This window comes from Micrococcus sp. EYE_212, from assembly GCF_023147585.1.
Lineage (GTDB): Bacteria > Actinomycetota > Actinomycetes > Actinomycetales > Micrococcaceae > Micrococcus.
Genome location: NZ_JAHXOZ010000020.1, coordinates 17,726 through 35,192, shown reverse-complemented (window position 1 = coordinate 35,192; position 17,467 = coordinate 17,726). Strand labels below are relative to the sequence as shown.

General features: G+C 72.1%; 14 protein-coding genes. 2 read left to right on the top strand and 12 right to left on the bottom strand.

The window, feature by feature from the left end:
- Positions 1-617: 617 nt before the first annotated feature.
- The 9 genes from glgB to KZX60_RS11010 all read right to left on the bottom strand — a co-directional run bounded on the left by glgB (position 618) and on the right by KZX60_RS11010 (position 12,970).
- The gene (gene glgB, locus KZX60_RS11050; protein WP_348983751.1) at positions 618-3,011 is read right to left on the bottom strand and encodes a 1,4-alpha-glucan branching protein GlgB; all 2,394 of its coding nucleotides are present in this window, start codon (positions 3,009-3,011) and stop codon (positions 618-620) included.
- A gap of 59 nt (positions 3,012-3,070) precedes the next feature.
- Entirely contained in the window at positions 3,071-5,155 is a 2,085-nt protein-coding gene (locus KZX60_RS11045) for a maltotransferase domain-containing protein (protein ID WP_248118397.1), read from the bottom strand.
- A gap of 82 nt (positions 5,156-5,237) precedes the next feature.
- Positions 5,238-6,029, bottom strand: coding sequence for an ABC transporter ATP-binding protein (locus tag KZX60_RS11040; RefSeq protein ID WP_248118395.1), 792 nt, complete (start codon positions 6,027-6,029; stop codon positions 5,238-5,240).
- Positions 6,022-7,005: an ABC transporter permease gene (locus KZX60_RS11035; RefSeq protein WP_248118386.1), complete on the bottom strand. Its 984-nt coding sequence runs from the start codon at positions 7,003-7,005 to the stop codon at positions 6,022-6,024. Before KZX60_RS11035 ends, KZX60_RS11040 begins: the two co-directional genes overlap by 8 nt.
- 108 nt (positions 7,006-7,113) lie before the next feature.
- A complete protein-coding gene (locus KZX60_RS11030; RefSeq protein WP_248118385.1) occupies positions 7,114-8,145 on the bottom strand; it encodes an ABC transporter substrate-binding protein in 1,032 nt (343 codons plus the stop codon).
- 285 nt (positions 8,146-8,430) lie between these two features.
- A complete protein-coding gene (gene rlmB, locus KZX60_RS11025) occupies positions 8,431-9,420 on the bottom strand; it encodes a 23S rRNA (guanosine(2251)-2'-O)-methyltransferase RlmB (protein WP_248118383.1) in 990 nt (329 codons plus the stop codon).
- A 77-nt stretch (positions 9,421-9,497) separates the two neighbouring features.
- On the bottom strand, positions 9,498-10,961 hold the full coding sequence (gene cysS / locus KZX60_RS11020; protein ID WP_248118381.1) for a cysteine--tRNA ligase: 1,464 nt from the start codon (positions 10,959-10,961) through the stop codon (positions 9,498-9,500).
- A 76-nt stretch (positions 10,962-11,037) separates the two neighbouring features.
- Positions 11,038-12,375, bottom strand: coding sequence for a 2-C-methyl-D-erythritol 2,4-cyclodiphosphate synthase (ispF, locus tag KZX60_RS11015; RefSeq protein ID WP_248118379.1), 1,338 nt, complete (start codon positions 12,373-12,375; stop codon positions 11,038-11,040).
- A gap of 112 nt (positions 12,376-12,487) precedes the next feature.
- Positions 12,488-12,970: a CarD family transcriptional regulator gene (locus tag KZX60_RS11010; protein WP_248118377.1), complete on the bottom strand. Its 483-nt coding sequence runs from the start codon at positions 12,968-12,970 to the stop codon at positions 12,488-12,490.
- A gap of 194 nt (positions 12,971-13,164) precedes the next feature.
- Here KZX60_RS11010 and KZX60_RS11005 point away from each other — a divergent pair, with 194 nt between their 5' ends.
- Positions 13,165-13,713, top strand: coding sequence for a hypothetical protein (locus tag KZX60_RS11005; RefSeq protein ID WP_248118375.1), 549 nt, complete (start codon positions 13,165-13,167; stop codon positions 13,711-13,713).
- Between the two features lie 82 nt (positions 13,714-13,795).
- Here the strand turns inward: KZX60_RS11005 and KZX60_RS11000 are convergent, their stop codons facing one another.
- Together KZX60_RS11000 and KZX60_RS10995 are read right to left on the bottom strand one after the other, a co-directional pair.
- Positions 13,796-14,476 carry a response regulator transcription factor gene (locus tag KZX60_RS11000; RefSeq protein WP_248118373.1) on the bottom strand — a complete coding sequence of 227 codons (681 nt, stop codon included), beginning with the start codon at positions 14,474-14,476 and terminating at the stop codon, positions 13,796-13,798.
- On the bottom strand, positions 14,473-15,699 hold the full coding sequence (locus KZX60_RS10995; RefSeq protein WP_248118371.1) for an ATP-binding protein: 1,227 nt from the start codon (positions 15,697-15,699) through the stop codon (positions 14,473-14,475). The genes KZX60_RS11000 and KZX60_RS10995 overlap by 4 nt, the downstream gene beginning before the upstream one ends.
- A gap of 175 nt (positions 15,700-15,874) precedes the next feature.
- Here KZX60_RS10995 and phoU point away from each other — a divergent pair, with 175 nt between their 5' ends.
- Positions 15,875-16,546: a phosphate signaling complex protein PhoU gene (phoU, locus tag KZX60_RS10990; protein ID WP_248118369.1), complete on the top strand. Its 672-nt coding sequence runs from the start codon at positions 15,875-15,877 to the stop codon at positions 16,544-16,546.
- Between the two features lie 71 nt (positions 16,547-16,617).
- Here phoU and KZX60_RS10985 read toward each other — a convergent pair whose 3' ends face one another.
- Complete coding sequence (locus KZX60_RS10985) at positions 16,618-17,376, bottom strand: phosphoglyceromutase (RefSeq protein WP_248118367.1); 759 nt, start codon at positions 17,374-17,376, stop codon at positions 16,618-16,620.
- Positions 17,377-17,467: the final 91 nt, after the last annotated feature.

Sequence of the window (17,467 nt, the reverse complement as noted above, 5' to 3'; positions counted from 1 at the left end):
TGTTAAAACAATTGGCATCAACAAACTTGGCACACTATTGAGTTCTCAAACAACAGGCGCTTCCAGACTCACCATCCCGCCTCGCGGAACGTTTCACTCTGGAGCAACTTCTCCATCCTAGACCATCCGATCAGACCCTGTCAACCCCGTTTCCGAAGTCTTCAGCAGCTGTTCACGTGATCCGGTTTCGCAACCTTACCACACGATCAGTTCCCGTCAACTCCGTCATCCGACGTCGTCACCCAGTGAAAATCCATGCAGAAGGCTACGAAAGCTTACCACACGATCACCAGCAGTCAAACCAGATCATCTCTTCAGGAATACCAGCATCCCCTCACAGGAACACTGCACACTGTGTGAGCACATCCGCCCTGGACCTGCCATTCACGGCAAGAATCCGCGGATTCCATGTTCTTCACCCGGCCGTCCGATTCCTCGAACCGCGCCTCAGCACGAGATGGAACTCTACACACACCACGACCCCCACGCAAAATCGGGGGCCGTGCACCGCGTGCACCGCCCCCGATCACCTTCCACCCGCATGATCACGGGGGTTCCGCAGCGTTCATCCGAGGTTCACCCCACTCAGGCGTGCCGGCGCTCCGCCATGGCCTGCCTCACATTCGGCGGGCGGCCTCGGGACGGTCGGACGGGTGAGGCTCGGTCACCGGCTCCTGGGCCTGCGGGTCGACCACCGGGGTCCCCGCCACGTCCGCCTCCCCGGTGACCGTGCCGTGCGCCATGGGCTCGTCGCCCGTGCCCGGGTGAGGCTGCAGCCAGAGGGTGCTCAGCGCCGGCACGTTCACCGTGAGGTGGGCCGGCTGCCCCTGCCACTCGCCCGGCTCGGCGACGGGGGACTCGATCTGGCCGGTCTGCTCGCGCCATCCGTCCCCGTGGAAGTCGGCGTCGTCGGTGTCCAGCACCACCGTCCACTCCCCCGCACTCGGCACGCCGACGCGCAGACCCTGGCGCGCGGAGCCGGAGAGGTTCGTGATGCACAGCAGGGGGGACGCCTCGGCCTGACCCCCGCCGCCCGCAGGCCGGCGCAGGAACACGAGGGTGTTCCCGTCCGCGTCCCCGCCGTCCACCCACGCGAACCCGTCGGGGCTGTGGTCCGCGGACCACAGCGCGGGCTTCACGCGGTAGAGCGCGTTGAGCTCGCGCACCGTGAGCTGCACCCCGCGGTGGGCCTCGTCCCAGGAGACGGGCCAGTCCAGCCCGTTCCCCTCGGACCACTCGGAGGGCTGGGCGAACTCCGCGCCCATGAAGACCAGCTGCTTGCCCGGGTGCGCCCACATGTACGCGAAGTACGCGCGCAGGGTGGCCAGCTGCTGGCGGCGGTCGCCGGGGATCTTCTGCAGGAGCGATCCCTTGCCGTGCACCACCTCGTCGTGGGACAGCGGCAGCACGTAGTTCTCGGAGTACGCGTAGACCATGGAGAACGTCCACTGGCCGTGGTGCCAGCGGCGGTTCACCGGGTCCTCGGAGAGGTACGCCAGGGTGTCGTGCATCCAGCCCATGTTCCACTTCTTGCCGAAGCCCAGGCCGCCCGCGCTCACGGGAGCACTCACACCGCTGAACGCCGTGGACTCCTCCGCGATCATGTGCACCCCCGGGTGCAGCCGGTAGGCCGCGGAGTTCGCCTCCTGCAGGAAGCCGATCGCCTCGAGGTTGTGGTTGCCCCCGTGGATGTTGGGCTCCCACTCGCCGTCCTCGCGGGAGTAGTCCAGGTAGAGCATCGAGGCGACGGCGTCCACGCGCAGCCCGTCCACGTGGAACTCGCCCAGCCAGTAGAGGGCGTTGGCCACGAGGAAGTTGCGCACCTCCGTGCGGCCGAAGTCGAACACGTACGTGCCCCAGTCCGGGTGCTCGCCGCGGCGCGGGTCCGGGTGCTCGTACAGGGGCGTGCCGTCGAACCGTGCCAGCGCCCACTCGTCCTTGGGGAAGTGGGCCGGCACCCAGTCCACGATCACGCCGATCCCGGCCTCGTGCAGGGCGTTCACCAGGTGCTTGAACTCGTCCGGGGTGCCGAAGCGCGACGTCGGCGCGTAGTAGCCGGTGACCTGGTAGCCCCACGAGCCGCCGAACGGGTGCTCGGCCACGGGCATGAGCTCCACGTGGGTGAAACCCAGCCACTGCACGTACTCGACGAGCTGCTCGGCGAGCTGCCGGTAGTCCAGCCCGGGGCGCCACGAGCCGAGGTGCACCTCGTAGATGCTCAGCGGCTGCTCGTGCGGATCGGTCGCGCGGCGCCGCTCCATCCAGGCGTCGTCGGTGAACGTGTAGGTGGAGTCCAGCACCCGCGAGGCCGTGGCCGGCGGCACCTCGGTCCAGCGGGCCATGGGGTCCGCCTTCTGACGCCAGAGCCCGTCCGGGCCGAGGATCTCGAACTTGTAGCGCGCGCCGTGGCCCACGCCGGGGACGAGCAGCTCCCACACGCCTGAGGAGCCCAGGGAGCGCATCGCGTGGGTGCGCCCCTGCCAGCCGTTGTGCTCGCCCACCACGCGCACCGCCCGGGCGTTGGGCGCCCACACCGCGAACGCGGTGCCGATGGCCTCGCCCGCCGCGTCCCGGTGCACGCGGGCGCCGAGCACCTCCCACAGCCGCTCGTGCCGGCCCTCGCCGATCAGGTACAGGTCCAGATCGCCCAGCGTCGGCAGGTGCCGGTAGGGGTCGTCCCACGCCTCCACGGCGTCGGCCTGGCCCTCCGCGCCCGGATAGGCGACCTCGAGCCGGTACTCGCCCACGGCCCCGGGGCCTGCCGCGGTCAGGGGCCCGGCGCCGACGAACACCCCGTCGTGCTCGTGCTCCAGCTCGACGCGCGAGCCGTCGGCCGCGCGGACCGCCGTCACCGTCCGCGCGAAGGGGCGCAGCGCACGGTAGGTGACCCCGGCGCCGTCGGGGTGGAGATGCACCCCGAGCACGCTGTGCGGGTCATGGTGGCGGCCCTCCGCGACGGCGGCCAGCACCTCCGGGTCGACGGGGAGGGGGACGACGGTGCGGGGGGCCATGGGATCTTCCTGTTCAGGGGTCACGGTCGGGGTCGGCGGAGGTGCGCCGGGAGGGCGGCTCAGCCGCGGCGGACGACGCGCAGCACGTGTGCCGGCGTCTCGGGGTCGAGGCGGACGTAGGGCTCGGCGCCCCAGTGCCAGCGCTGCCCGGTCAGCAGCTCCTCCACCTCGAAGCGGCCCTCCTCGTCCCGGTCCTCGACCCGGACCTGCAGCGCGTCCAGGTCCAGGCGCAGCGTCGCCTCGGTGACCCCGTGGGGGTCCGTGGTGACGACCACGATCACGGTGTCCTCGGCGGGACCGGCATCGGTCACCGCGGCGGCGTCGCGGTGCGCGCCCTCCGGGGCGGCCGAGCGCGTCTTGGAGAAGACCAGCAGGTCCTCGTGGGTGGAGCCGTGCAGCGTGAGGTTCTGCAGGTCCCGCAGGGACGGATGCGCGGCCCGGATCTCGTTGAGACGGGTCAGATAGGGCGCGAGCGAGGCGCCGGCGGCCTCCGCCCCCTGCCAGTCGCGCGGGCGGTACTCGTACTTCTCGTTGTCGATGTACTCCTCCGCGCCCGGGCGCGGCACGTGCTCGAAGAGCTCGAAGCCCGCGTAGACGCCCCAGAGCGGGTTGGACGTCGCGGCGATCGCGGCGCGGATGCGGAACGCCCCGGGGCCGCCCGTCTGGAGGTACTCCGTGAGGATGTCCGGGGTGTTCACGAAGAAGTTCGGGCGATAGAAGCCGGCGGTCTCATGGCTGATCTCCTCGAGGTACTCGGCGAGCTCCTCGCGGGTGTTCCGCCACGTGAAGTAGCCGTAGGACTGCTGGAAGCCGACCTGGCCGAGCCCGTGCATCATGGCGGGGCGCGTGAACGCCTCGGCGAGGAACACCGCGCGCGGCTCCACCTCACGCACCTCGCGGATGAGCCACTCCCAGAACCACAGGGGCTTGGTGTGCGGGTTGTCCACGCGGAAGATGTGCACGCCGCGCCCCACCCAGCCGAGGACGACGTCGAGCACCGCGGCGGAGAGGCCGTCCGGGTCGTTGTCGAAGTTCAGCGGGTAGATGTCCTGGTACTTCTTCGGCGGGTTCTCCGCGTAGGCGATGGTGCCGTCCACGTGGGTGGTGAACCACTCGGGGTGGGCGGCCACCCACGGGTGGTCCGGGGCGCACTGCAGGGCGAGGTCCAGGGCCACCTCGAGGTCCAGCTCCGCGGCCGCGGCCACGAACGCCTCGAAGTCCTCGAGCGTGCCCAGGTCCGGGTGGACGGCGTCGTGCCCGCCCTCGGCCGCGCCGATCGCCCACGGCGAGCCCGGATCCTGCGGGCCGGCGGTGAGGGTGTTGTTCGGGCCCTTGCGGTGCGCGCGGCCGATCGGGTGGATCGGCGGCAGGTAGACCACCTGGAAGCCCATCGCGGCGACCCCGGGGAGGCGGCGGGCCGCCGTCGCGAAGGTGCCCGAGTGCCACGTGCCCGTGGGCTCGTCGAACCGTGCCCCCTCGGAGCGCGGGAAGAACTCGTACCACGCGCCGCGGCCGGCGAGCTCGCGCTGCACGTCCAGCGGGTAGAGCTCGGAGCTGGTGACGTGCTCACGGATCGGACGGGCGTCCAGGGCCGCGGCGACGTCGGCGGACTCGGCGGCGGCGAGGCGCTGCGCGGGCGTGAGGGCGGCGTCGGACAGCCCGCGGACGGCGGCCTCGAAGGCGGCGCGGTCCTCGGCGGGGCGCTCGGCATCCTGCGCCGCGCGGCCGAACAGGGCGGCGCCCTCCGCCAGCATGAGCTCCACGTCCACGTCCGCGGCGATCTTCACCGTGGCGGCGTGACGCCATGTGCCCACGGGATCGTGCCAGCCCTCGACGACGAAGTGGTGCAGGCCCGTCTCGGCGGGACGCAAGGTGCCGAGCACCTCGTCCAGGCCCGGGCGACCGGGGCGCATCGGCACCCGCTGCACCTCGGCTCCGTCCGGATCGAGGAGACGGACGGTGGCGCGGACGGCGTCGTGGCCCTCCCGGAACACCGTCGCGCGGACGGGGACGTCCTCCCCCACCACGGCCTTGGCCGGGAAGCGGCCGTCCAGCACCACCGGCTGGACGGCGGTCACCGGGATGCGGCCCGTGACGGTGGAGAGGCGGACGTCGCTGACGGGGGCGCTCTTCGAGGTGCTCACGCGCCCGACGCTACCGCGACCGGGCGCCCGAATGAATGCCTGGCCGGTCCCGGGCGGGTCCGACCCGCCCGGGACCGGGGCATCAGGAGAGCATCGTCTTGTCATCCACCACGGCGCCCTTGATCTTGCCGAACTCCGCGAGGAGGTCGGCGGGGGTCATGCGAGCCTTCTGGGCCGCATCCAGCTCGAGGATCACCTGACCGTCGTGCATCATGATCAGCCGGTCGCCCACCTCGAGCGCCTGCGACATGTTGTGCGTGACCATGAGCGTGGTGAGCGAGCGCTCCGCAACCACCTGCCGGGTCAGGCGGGTGACGAGCTCGGCACGGGACGGATCCAGCGCGGCCGTGTGCTCGTCCAGCAGCAGGATCTTCGGCCCGGAGAACGTGGCCATGAGCAGGCTGAGCGCCTGGCGCTGGCCGCCCGAGAGCAGGCCCACCTTCGAGGTGAGGCGGTCCTCGAGACCGAGCTCGAGCTTGGTGAGCTCCTCCCGGAACACCGCACGGCGGGACGCGGTCACGCCACGGGAGAGGCCGCGGGTGTGGCCGCGGCGCCACGCGAGCGCCATGTTCTCCTCGATGCTCAGCGAGGGCGCGGTGCCGGCCGTCGGGTCCTGGAACACGCGGCCGATCCAGGAGGCGCGTCGATGGTCGGGCATCCGGGTGACGTCCCGGCCGCCCACGCTCACGGTGCCGGAGTCCGGCGTCAGCTTGCCCGCGATGGTGTTGAGGATGGTCGACTTGCCGGCGCCGTTGGAGCCGATGACCGTGACGAAGTCGCCCTCCGCCAGACGCAGGTCGATGCCCCGCAGGGCACGGCGCTCGTTGACGGTGCCCGGGAAGAAGGTCTTCGAGACGTCGTGGATCTCAAGCACGGGGTGCCTCCTTCGGGGCTGATGCGTACGCGGCGGCGCCCTCGGCCACCGCGTCGTCGGCCGGCGTCGGGGCGCCGGTCCGCTGCGAGACGGGCTCGGCCGTGGTGTGCCGCGAGCGCAGGCTCAGCCGCTTCGCGAACCCGAACCGCGGCAGGAGGAGCGCAAGGACCACGAGCAGGGCGGAGATGAGCTTCATGTCATTGGGGTTCAGGCCCGCGTTGAGCGCGAGCTGGATGATGATGCGGTAGAGCACGGCGCCCACGATCACGGCGAGCGTGGCCATGAAGACCGTGCGCTGGCCGAAGATCGCCTGGCCCACGATCACGGACGCGAGGCCCACGAGGATCAGGCCGATGCCCATGCTGATGTCCGCGAAGCCCTGGTACATCGCCAGCAGCGCGCCGCACAGGCCCACGAGGCCGTTGGAGAGCATGAGGCCGAGGATCTTCATCCGGTCCGTGGAGACGCCGTAGGAGCGGATCATCTCCTCGTTGTCGCCCGTGGCCTGCAGCGCGAGGCCCAGGTCCGTGTGCAGGAACCAGTCGATGACCAGCTTGAGCACGAACACGCCGAGGAACAGGACCACGACGGAGCCGATGCTCCGCGCCAGGCCCATGTCCGCGAGCCAGGTGAACAGCGTGTCCTGGCCGAGCAGCGGGATGTTGGCCTTGCCCATGATCCGGAGGTTGATCGAGTACAGCGCGATCATGGTGAGGATGCCGGCGAGGAGGCCGTCGATCCGGCCCTTCGTGTGCAGCAGGCCCGTCACGAGGCCCGCGAGGCAGCCGACGACGAATGCGGCGAGCAGGGCGAGGGCGACGGGCACGTCGTTCGTGATCAGGACGGCCGCCGTGGCGGCGCCCGTGGTGAACGAGCCGTCCACCGTGAGGTCGGGGAAGTCGAGGATGCGGAAGGTCAGGTACACGCCGAGTGCCATGACGGCGTAGATCAGACCGAGCTCCACTGCGGTGATCATGGGGGGCCTTTCGGAGGCGGGGCCGGGAGGGGAAGAGACGCGGGATCCGCGCATCGGCCCCGGACACGGGCGCGTCCGGGGCCGACCGGGATCACCGGAGGGGGGCGGTCAGCCGCCGATCACCTCGTCGGCCCTGCCGAGCAGCTCCTGGGGGAGCTCGACGCCGAAGGACGTCGCGGCCTCCTTGTTCAGGACCAGCTCGAGGGAGGCGGGGTCGGCGAAACCGACCGGGGTGGACTCCGGCTTGGCGCCGTCCCGGAGGATCTTCACCGCCATCTCGCCGGCCTGCTTGCCGTGCTCCTTGTAGTCGATGCCGAAGGTGCCCAGGGCGCCCTTCTCCACCGAGTCGGTGTCCGCGGAGATCACGGGCGCCTTCTTGTCCTTGCCGTAGGACAGGACGGTCTCGAGCGCGGAGACCACGGCGTTGTCCGTGGGGACGTAGATGCCGTCCACGTCGCCGAGCGCCTGGACGCCCTGCTGGACCTCGGACGAGTTGGTGATCGTGGCCTCCTTCACCTCGAGGCCCAGGTCCTTGCCGGCAGCCTTGGCCTGGTCCACCTGGACCTTGGAGTTGACCTCGCCCGAGTTGTAGACGATGCCCACGGTCTTGGCATCCGGCTTGACGTCCTTGAGCAGCTGCAGCTGCTCCTTCACCGGGTTGCGGTCGGAGACGCCGGTGACGTTGCCGCCCGGGGCGTCGTCCGCCTTCACGAGCTCGGCGGCCTTCGGGTCCGTGACGGCCATGAACACGACCGGCTTGTCCTTCACGGCGGAGGCGGTGCCCTGGGCAGCCGGGGTGGCGATCGCGGCCACGAGGTCGACGTCCGACGCGGACGCGAAGGTGGAGGCGATGGAGGTGACGGTCGCCTGGTCGCCCTGGGCGTTCTGCTCATCGAACTCCACCTTCAGGCCGGCGTCGGCGAAGGCCTCCTTGAAGCCCTCACGCGTGGCGTCGAGGGCCGGGTGCGTGGTCAGCTGGTTGATGCCCACGGTGTACTCCTCGACCGCAGCGGAGGAGCCCCCGGCGGAGCCCGCCGCCGAGGACGAGGCGGAGTCGGCCGAGCCGGACCCGCCGCACGCGGTGAGCCCGAGGGCGACAGCGGCGAGGGCGGCGGTGATGCGAAGGGAGCGGTGGTTCATGGGACGAGGACCTCGTTCTGCAGGCAGGGTGCGTCAGGGGGGCTGCGCCCGCGGGGGTGGCCGCGTGGTCACAGTGACCATCACTGTGCAGTGTGAACTGCATCACGCGCAATATGACCCATGGAAATGTGGACATTGTGACGTCGACCGCGCGTCGCGGGGAACGGATGTCCTCGGCACAGAGGCGTCCGGCCCAGACGACATCAGCCCTGACGCCGACGGCCCCCGCGCATCCTCGGGAGGGGATCCGCGGGGGCCGACGGCCGGACAGGCACCGCTGGGGGTTCAGCGCGCGCCGGCGCGGCGCGTCGAGATCTCGTAGAGGGAGATGCCCACGGCCATCGAGGCGTTGAGGGACTCCATGGTCGAGTCGATCGGGATCGAGACGATCTGCTGGCAGTGCTCGCGCACGAGGCGGGACAGGCCCTTGCCCTCGGCGCCCACCACGAGCACGAGGGGCTCGGTGGCGAGCTCGAGGCCGGGCAGGGAGACGTCGCCGTCGCCGTCGAGGCCGAGCACGAAGTAGCCCATGCGGTGCAGCTCCGCGAGGGTGTTGTTGAGGTTGCCCGCCTGGGCCACAGGCACGCGGGCCGCCGCGCCCGCGGAGGTGCGCCACGCCGTCGCCGTGACACCCACGGAGCGGCGCTCCGGGACGATCACGCCGTCCGCGCCGAACGCGGAGCCGGCACGGATGATGGCGCCCAGGTTGCGGGGGTCGGTGATGCCGTCGAGGGCGATCAGCAGCGGCGCGGTGCGCAGGTGCGCCTTCTCGCCCTTCTCGAGGGTCTCTCGGGCCAGGTCGAGCGCGTCCGCGTACTCGTACGGCGGGATCTGCAGGACGAGGCCCTGGTGGATCGCGTCGGCGGAGAGGCGGTCCAGCTCGGGCTTGGTGTTCTCCATGACCGGCACGCCCTGCTCGGCGCACAGGCGCAGGGCCTCGCGGACGCGGTCGTCCACCTCGATCCGCACCGCCACGTGCAGCGCCTTGGCGGGGATGCCGGCGCGCAGGGCCTCGACCACGGGGTTGCGCCCGGAGACCGTCTCGTCGGAGAGCTTGGGGCGGGCGGCGCGCTGCGGGCCGGCGCCGGGGCGCTTCGCGGCGGAGCGCTCGGCCAGCTGCTTCGAGCGGTGCGCCTTGTGGTACGTGCGGTCCTCCGCCTTGGGCGTGGGGCCGCGGCCTTCGAGGGCCTTGCGGCCGTGGCCGCCGGTGCCCTTCAGCGGGCCCTTCTTGCCCTGGGGCTTGCGGGATCCGCCGGAGCGGGGTGCGGTGGACATGAGGGGACTCCTGCTGTGGGTGGGGCTGGGGTCGACGCCGCCTGCTCGGCGCGCCGGATCGGCCTCCAGTCTAGGTGTCAGCCCTCCAGGCGCCACGTGGCGCCCTCGGCGCCGTCCTCCACCACGACGCCGGCCGCGGCCAGCGCGTCCCGGATGCGGTCCGCGGCGGCCCAGTCCGTGGCCGCGCGGGCCTCGGCGCGGGCCGCGATCTGCGAGCGCACGAGGGAGTCGAGCGCGGCCGCCTCGGGACCGGCGCCGCCCGCGCCCGCCTCCGGGACGTCGTCGAGGCCGAGCACGGCCGTCATCGCGCTGACCTCCGCGAGGCGCGCCGCGGTGGCGGCGGCGTCGCCCGCGGCGAGCGCCGTGTTGCCCGCGCGGACGGCCTCGTGCACGGCCGCGAGCGCCTGCGGCACGTTGAGATCGTCCTCCATCGCGGCGCGGAAGGCCGCGGGCACGCGCTCGGCGAGCGGCGCGCCGGAGGTGCCGGCGGCGTCGTCGGGGGCCTGCGCACGGGCGCGGTCCACGAAGTTCTCGATGCGCTCCACCGCGGCGGCGGCCTCCTGGAGGGCGCCGGGACGGTAGTCCAGCTGGGAGCGGTAGTGGGCCTGGCCGAGGAAGTAGCGGACGGCCTTCGGGCGGGCCATGCCGAGCATCTCCTCCGGGGAGATGGTGTTGCCCACGGACTTGGACATCTTCTCGCCCTCGTACGTGACGAGGCCGTTGTGCAGCCAGAAGCGGGCGAACCCGTCGCCGGCCGCGGCCGACTGGGCGAGCTCGTTCTCGTGGTGCGGGAAGCGCAGGTCCAGGCCGCCGCCGTGGATGTCGAACTCGGCGCCCAGGTACTTGGTGGACATGGCGGAGCACTCCAGGTGCCAGCCGGGGCGGCCCGCACCCCACGGGGACTCCCACACCGCGGTGGCGGGCTCGCCCTCCTTCGCGCCCTTCCACAGGGCGAAGTCGCGCGGGTCGCGCTTGCCGCGCGGGTCTGCGTCGGGGGCGTCCTGCATGTCCTCGACGCGCTGGCGGGTCAGCTCGCCGTAGCGCTCCCACGAGCGCACGTCGAAGTACACGTCCCCGGAGCCGTCGGCCGCGGCGTACGCGTGACCGCCGTCCAGGAGCCGCCGGATGAGCGCGAACATCTCCGGGACGTGGCCCGTCGCGCGCGGCTCATAGGTGGGCCGGCGCACTCCGAGCGCGAGGTAGGCGGCGTCGAAGGCGTTCTCGAAGCGGTAGGCCAGCGCCCACCACGGCTCCTGCGCCGGGTAGAGGTCCGAGGCCTCGAAGCCGGGGGCGTGGGAGGCGGCGGAGCGGTCGAGGATCTTGTCGTCGATGTCCGTCACGTTGCGGACGGAGGTGACCCGCAGCCCCGTGGCCTCGAGCCAGCGGATGAGCACGTCGAACACGATCGCGCTGCGCACGTGCCCCACGTGCGGCATGCCCTGCACCGTGGCCCCGCAGTAGTAGACCGAGGCCTGGCCGGGCACGAGGGGCTCGAAGTCCCTGATCTGCGCGGTGCGGGTGTCATAGAAGCGCTGGGCCATGGGGCGGCGTCCTTGTCTTGTGTCAGAGAGTCGTGGGTCAGCGAGCCTGAGCAGGGCGGTCGGGGGCGGGTTCAGCCTAGTGGGCGGGCACCACGAGCGCCGTGGCCAGCCCGACGAGCCCCTCGCCCGCTCCGATGAACCCCAGCCCGTCCGTCGTCGCGGCGCTGACGGACACGGGGGCGCCGTCGAGCGCGGCCGAGAGCGCGGCCTCCATCTCGGCCCGGCGCGTGCCCACCTTGGGACGCGGGGCGATGACCTGCACGGCCACGTTGCCCACACGGAAGCCGGCCTCCGCCAGCAGGCGCAGCACCTCGCGCAGCATGGCCTCGCCCGTCGCGTCCTTCATCTCCCAGCGATCCGTGCCGAAGACGGCGCCGAGGTCGCCGAGGCCCGCGGCGGAGAGCAGCGCGTTGCACATGGCGTGGGCCGCGACGTCGCCGTTGGACGTGGCGGCGACGCCGCGCTCGCCGGGCCAGTGGATCCCGCCGAGCCACAGCGGGCGCGGGGCGTCCTCGGGTGCCCACTGGTGGATGTCCGTGCCGATGCCGGTGCGGGGCAGCACGGGGAGGGCGGGGGTCTGGGTGGCGGTGGCGTCGGCCATGGCGGTCCTCTCGTCGGGCGTGCGGTCGGCGGGGCGGCGCGCGAGGAGCGCGGCCGCCAGGTCCAGGTCCAGCGGGGTGGTCACCTTGAACGCCTCGGCGTGGCCGGGCACCACCGCGACGGCATGGCCCGCGGCCTCCATCACCATGGCGTCGTCCGTGAGGGCGGCGGCGTCCCGGGCGGGATCGGCGCGGACGGCCTCGTGGGCGGCGAGCAGCGCGTCCAGGTCGAAGCCCTGCGGGGTCTGGACGGCGCGCAGTCCGCCGCGGGGCGGGGTGCCGCGCACCGTGAGGCGCAGGGTCCGCTCGCCCGGCGCCGCTCCTGCGTCCGCCAGCACGACCTCCTTCACCGTGTCCGTCAGCGGGACTCCGGGGATCGCGGCGACGGCGCCGGCGTCCAGCGCCTCCTGCACCGCGGCGAACACGGCCGGCGGCGTGAGCGCGCGGGCGGCGTCGTGCACGAGGACGTGGCGCGGACCGGGCACCCCGCGCCCCAGGGCGCGGTCGGCGGCGGCGAGCCCGGAGCGCACGGAGTCCGCCCGTTCGGCGCCGCCGGGCACGCAGGCCACGGGCGCCCCGAGCCGGGCCCGCCCCTCGGCGACGACCGCGCGGACCCGCGCACCGCCGTCCGGGTCCGCGGGGACCAGCACGACGACGGCGTCCAGCGACGTTCCGGCGTCCCGGGCCGCGGCGACGGCGTCCAGGCAGTGGGCGAGGAGGGCACGCCCGTCCGCGAGCGGGGCGAGGGCCTTGGGCATCCCCGCGCCGAGGCGGGTGCCGGAGCCGGCGGCGGCGATCACGAGCGCGGTGGGCATGGCCCCCATCCTAGGGACGGCCCGCACTGCAGGACCTGCAGACATGGGCAGGACCTGCGTCTCCGACGCAGATCCTGCCCATGTCTTCCGATCCGTCCGCGACGGCGGAGGGTCAGCCCTCGAGCACCTTGTCCAGCATGCCCTCGGCCTCCTCCTCGGAGGTCTTCTTGGCGAGCGCGAGCTCGGACACCAGCACCTGGCGCGCCTTGGAGAGCATGCGCTTCTCCCCGGCCGACAGCCCGCGGTCCTGGTCGCGGCGCCACAGGTCGCGGACGACCTCGGCGACCTTGTTGACGTCACCGCTGGCGAGCTTCTCCAGGTTCGCCTTGTACCGGCGGGACCAGTTGGTGGGCTCCTCGACGTGCTCGGCCTGCAGCACCTCGATCACGTGGTCCAGACCCTCGGAGTCCACGACGTCACGCACTCCCACGAGGTCCACGTTCTCCGCCGGGACCTCGATGGTCAGGTCACCCTGCGCCACCTTGAGCTTGAGATACATCTTCTCTTCACCCCTGATGGTGCGCATCTTGATCTCCTCGATCCGCGCAGCACCGTGGTGGGGGTAGACGACGGTCTCTCCGACCTCAAAAACCATGTGATGTGCCCCTTTCCAGACGGCTCATTCTATCACGGATAAGCCATTTCCCCGCGCGCGTCCCCCCTCTCCAGGCCGCTCCCTGTGGTAGTGGGGCCGCCGGAGCGATCAGGGGGCGGCATCCGGCCATGCGGTACCCTGACGGGTGAGGCCCCGACCGGGCCCCTCCGCCCTCGCACCTGTAGGAGAACCCCGTGAAGTTCGCCGCCACCCGGCCCGCCCGGCGCCGCCTCGCCGCGGGCGCCGTCGCCGCCGCCGCCCTCCTGGGCGTCACCGGCTGCTCCGCCGTGAGCCCCGTCGCCACCGGCATCCAGTACTCCGCCTCCGACGGCGTCAACGGCAGTTCGGAGGGGTTCATCCGCTACTCCAACCTCCTCCTCGTGGGCGCAGGGGACTCGGGTCCGGCGCGCCTGATCGGCTCCCTGGAGAACCCCTCGGACCAGGACATGGCGTACACCTTCACCACGCCGACGGGCGGCTCCGCCACCGTCGACGTGCCCGCCGGTGAGACGGTCGTCCTCGAAGACCAGGACATCGCCCTGGAGCGCAAGGACGCCTGGGTCGGCGAGCTGCTCCCCGTGGTCATCAAGGGACAGGGCTTCGAGACCGAGGCCCGGGTGCCGCTGATGTCCGCCACGCAGGAGCAGTACCGCGACCTGCTGCCCGAGGGCGTCAGCCCCTCGGACGAGGAGCTCGAGGGCCACCTCCACGAGGAGAGCCTGCACTACGGCGAGGGCCACTGAGCCCAGCACCGCCACGTCGGCCCCGCATCCTCCTCGCCGGAGGTGCGGGGCCGACGTCGTCCCGCGCGGAGGCCGGCCGGTCTCAGGCCTCGAACTTGTACCCCAGGCCGCGGACGGTCACCAGATGCCGCGGGCTCGAGGGGTCCGGCTCGATCTTGGAGCGCAGGCGCTTGACGTGGACGTCGAGGGTCTTGGTGTCCCCCACGTAGTCCGAGCCCCACACGCGGTCGATGAGCTGGCCGCGGGTGAGGACGCGGCCGGCGTTGCGCAGCAGCATCTCGAGCAGCTCGAACTCCTTGAGCGGCAGGGAGACCTGCTGGCCGTCCACCGCCACCACGTGCCGCTCGATGTCCATGCGCACCGGGCCGGCGGCCACGGCGGAGGCCACGAGCTCCTCGGGCTCCCCCTGGCGGCGCATGACCGCGCGCACGCGGGCCACGAGCTCACGGGAGGAGTAGGGCTTGGTGACGTAGTCGTCCGCCCCGATCTCCAGACCCACGACCTTGTCGATCTCCGAGTCCTTGGCGGTCAGCATGATGACCGGGACGTTGGAGCGCTGGCGCACCTGGCGGCAGACCTCCGTCCCGGACATCCCCGGGAGCATGAGGTCGAGCAGGATGAGGTCCGCACCGGAGCGCTCGAACTCCGCGAGCGCCTCGTTGCCGTCCGCGGCCACCGTGACCTCGAAGCCCTCCTTGTTGAGGAGGTAGGACAGCGGGTCGCTGAACGACTCCTCGTCCTCCACGATCAAGATGCGGCTCATGCGCTGATCTCCTTCCGGGGTGCGGCCGATGCGGTCACTCGATGACCGCGGCGTTGCGTGACATGGGTGCCGGCCTGCCCGCCGACGACGGGGCTGCCGTCGTCCTCCCACTCGGGCAGCCGGATGGTGAAGGTGGAGCCGCGTCCCGGCTGGGACCACAGCGTGACCTCGCCGCCGTGGTTGATCACCACGTGCTTGACGATGCTCAGGCCCAGGCCCGTGCCGCCGGTCTGGCGGGAGCGGGCCGCGTCCACGCGGTAGAAGCGCTCGAACACGCGCTCCTGGTCCTCCGGGCTGATGCCCATGCCCTGGTCCGTGACGGTCACCTGGGCCAGCCCGTCGTGCGCGCTCAGCCCGATGCCCACGGTGGTGCCGTCCGGGGAGTAGCGCACCGCGTTGTCGATGAGGTTGCGCACCGCCGTCATCAGCTGGTCCGGGTCCCCGTGGACCATGGCGTCCATGCGGCCGCCGACCTTCAGGGTGATGCCGCGGGCCTCCGCCGTGAGGCGCAGGCGGTCCACGGCCTCGAGGACCACGGTCCGCAGGTCGACGGCGCGGCCCTCCTGGACCACGTCCTTGGCCTGGAGCCGGGAGAACTCGATGATGTCCTGCACGAGGGCGGTGAGCCGCTTCGACTCGATGCCCAGGCGCATCGCGAAGCGGCGCACGGCCTCCTCGTCCTCCGCCGCGTCCCCGATGGCCTCCGAGAGCAGGGAGATGGCACCCACGGGCGTCTTCAGCTCGTGGGACACGTTGACCACGAAGTCGTGGCGCATGGCCTCCGTGCGGGTCAGGTCCGTGCGATCGTCGGCGAGGATGAGGATGTACTCCTCGTCCAGCGGGGCCACCCGCAGCTCCACCACGAGGCTCGAGGGGGCCAGCGGGCCGCGCGAGAGCTCGATCCGCCGCTCGAGGATCACGCCGTCCGAGCGGACGGCGCCCGTGAACTCGCGCAGCTGCTCGTGGACGAGGGAGTGGCCCCGCACGAGGCCGAAGGCGTAGGCGGACGGATTGGCGCGCACCACGCCGTCGACGGCGTCCACCACCACGTAGGCACGGCCGATGACGGAGAGAACCTCCGCGGTGCCGGGAGCGAGAGTGGGCTCCTCGACGGCCAGGTCCACCGTGCGCGAGCGCTCGGATGCCCGGAAGGCCAGCATGGAGGCCACTCCGATGAGCAGTCCGACCAGTCCGCAGAGGAGGCCGATGATGACGGGATCCACGCGCCCAGCCTAGCCTGCGGCACGGGGCGACCGGGCGGCCAGGAGAGCGTCGATCCGCCGCCGGGCGCCGTTCATGCCGTGTTCACCTCCACCTGACATGGTGAATGCTTCATTGAAGGGGCGCAGCACGGCAGGAAGCACGGCAGACGGTGCGCCCGCACGCGGAGAGGACGTCATGAGGGAGCTGTACCGCGCCAACCTCGACCGGTTGGGACGCGACCTCGTGGAGATCGCCCGCCTCGTCCACCGCGCCGCCCTCGACGGGCGCACGGCGCTCGAGACCGCGGACGTGCACGGAGCGGAGCGGGTCATCTCCGAGGACGCCCGCATCGACATGCTCCAGGAGTCCCTCGACGATCAGGCCGTCCGTCTCCTGTCCCTCCAGGCCCCGGTGGCCACGGACCTGCGCACCGTCGTCGCCTCGCTGCGGATGAGCTCCTCGCTGGAGCGCATGGGCGACCTCGCCCGGCACATCGCCCAGCTCACCCGGCTGCGGTACCCGGAGCACGTGATCCCGGAGGCCGTGCGCCCCGTCTTCACGCAGCTGGCGGACGCCGCCGTCGAGGTGGCCGAGGAGGCCGTCCTCCTGCTCGAGACCCTGGACCTGGCCCACGCGGACCGCATCCACGCCCTGAACGTGGACGTGAACGCCCTGCACCTGTCCGTGTTCCGGGCCATCGCGTCACCCGACTGGACAGCCTCGCCCTCCACGACCACCGACGTCACCCTGGCCTCGCGATACTTCGAGCGGTTCACCGACCACGGTCTCGCCGTCGCGCTGAAGGTCCGCTACCTGGTGACGGGCGAATGCCACCACCACCGCGGCGCGGACGCCAACGGCGCCTGACTCCTCCTGCACCACGCGCCGGGCCCCCTCCTCACAGGAGGGGGCCCGGCCCGTCGTCGCGCGTGGGGACGTCAGTGCTTCTGACCCTGCGCGGCCACGGCGGCGGCACCGGCTGCGGCGGCCTCCGGGTCCAGGTAGCGGCCGTGCGGGGTGACGGGCTTGAGGTCCTCGTCCAGCTCGTACACGAGCGGGATGCCGGTGGGGATGTTCAGGCCGGCGATGTCCTCGTCGGAGATCCCGTCCAGGTGCTTCACGAGCGCGCGCAGCGAGTTGCCGTGGGCGGCCACGAGCACCGTCTTCCCGGCCTCGAGGTCCGGCACGATCTCGGCCTCCCAGTAGGGCAGGAGGCGGTCGATGACGTTCTTCAGGGCCTCGGTGCGCGGGGCGTCGTCGCCCAGCTCGGCGTAGCGCTCCTCCCCGGCCTGAGAGAACTCGGACGAGTCGTCGAGTGCGGGCGGCGGGGTGTCGAACGAGCGGCGCCACACCATGAACTGCTCCTCGCCGAACTCCTCCTTCACCTGGGCCTTGTCCTTGCCCTGGAGGGCGCCGTAGTGGCGCTCGTTCAGGCGCCAGTCGCGCTTGACCGGGATCCACTGGCGGTCCGCGGCCTCGAGCGCGAGGTTGGCGGTGGTGATGGCGCGCTTCAGCAGGGAGGTGTGCAGCACGTCCGGGGCGATGCCCTCGGCCGCCATGAGCTCACCGCCGCGCGTCGCCTCGGCCCGGCCCTTCTCGGTGAGCGGCACGTCCACCCAGCCGGTGAAGAGGTTCTTCTCGTTCCAGTCGCTCTGGCCGTGCCGCAGCAGGACCAGCGTGTAAGTGGTGTTCGCCATGGCCCCATGATAGGCGGGGCCCCCTCACGCCGGGCCAGGGACGGCCCCCGCTGCGGCCCGCCTCCGACGTCCGCCGGCGGCCGGAGCGCTC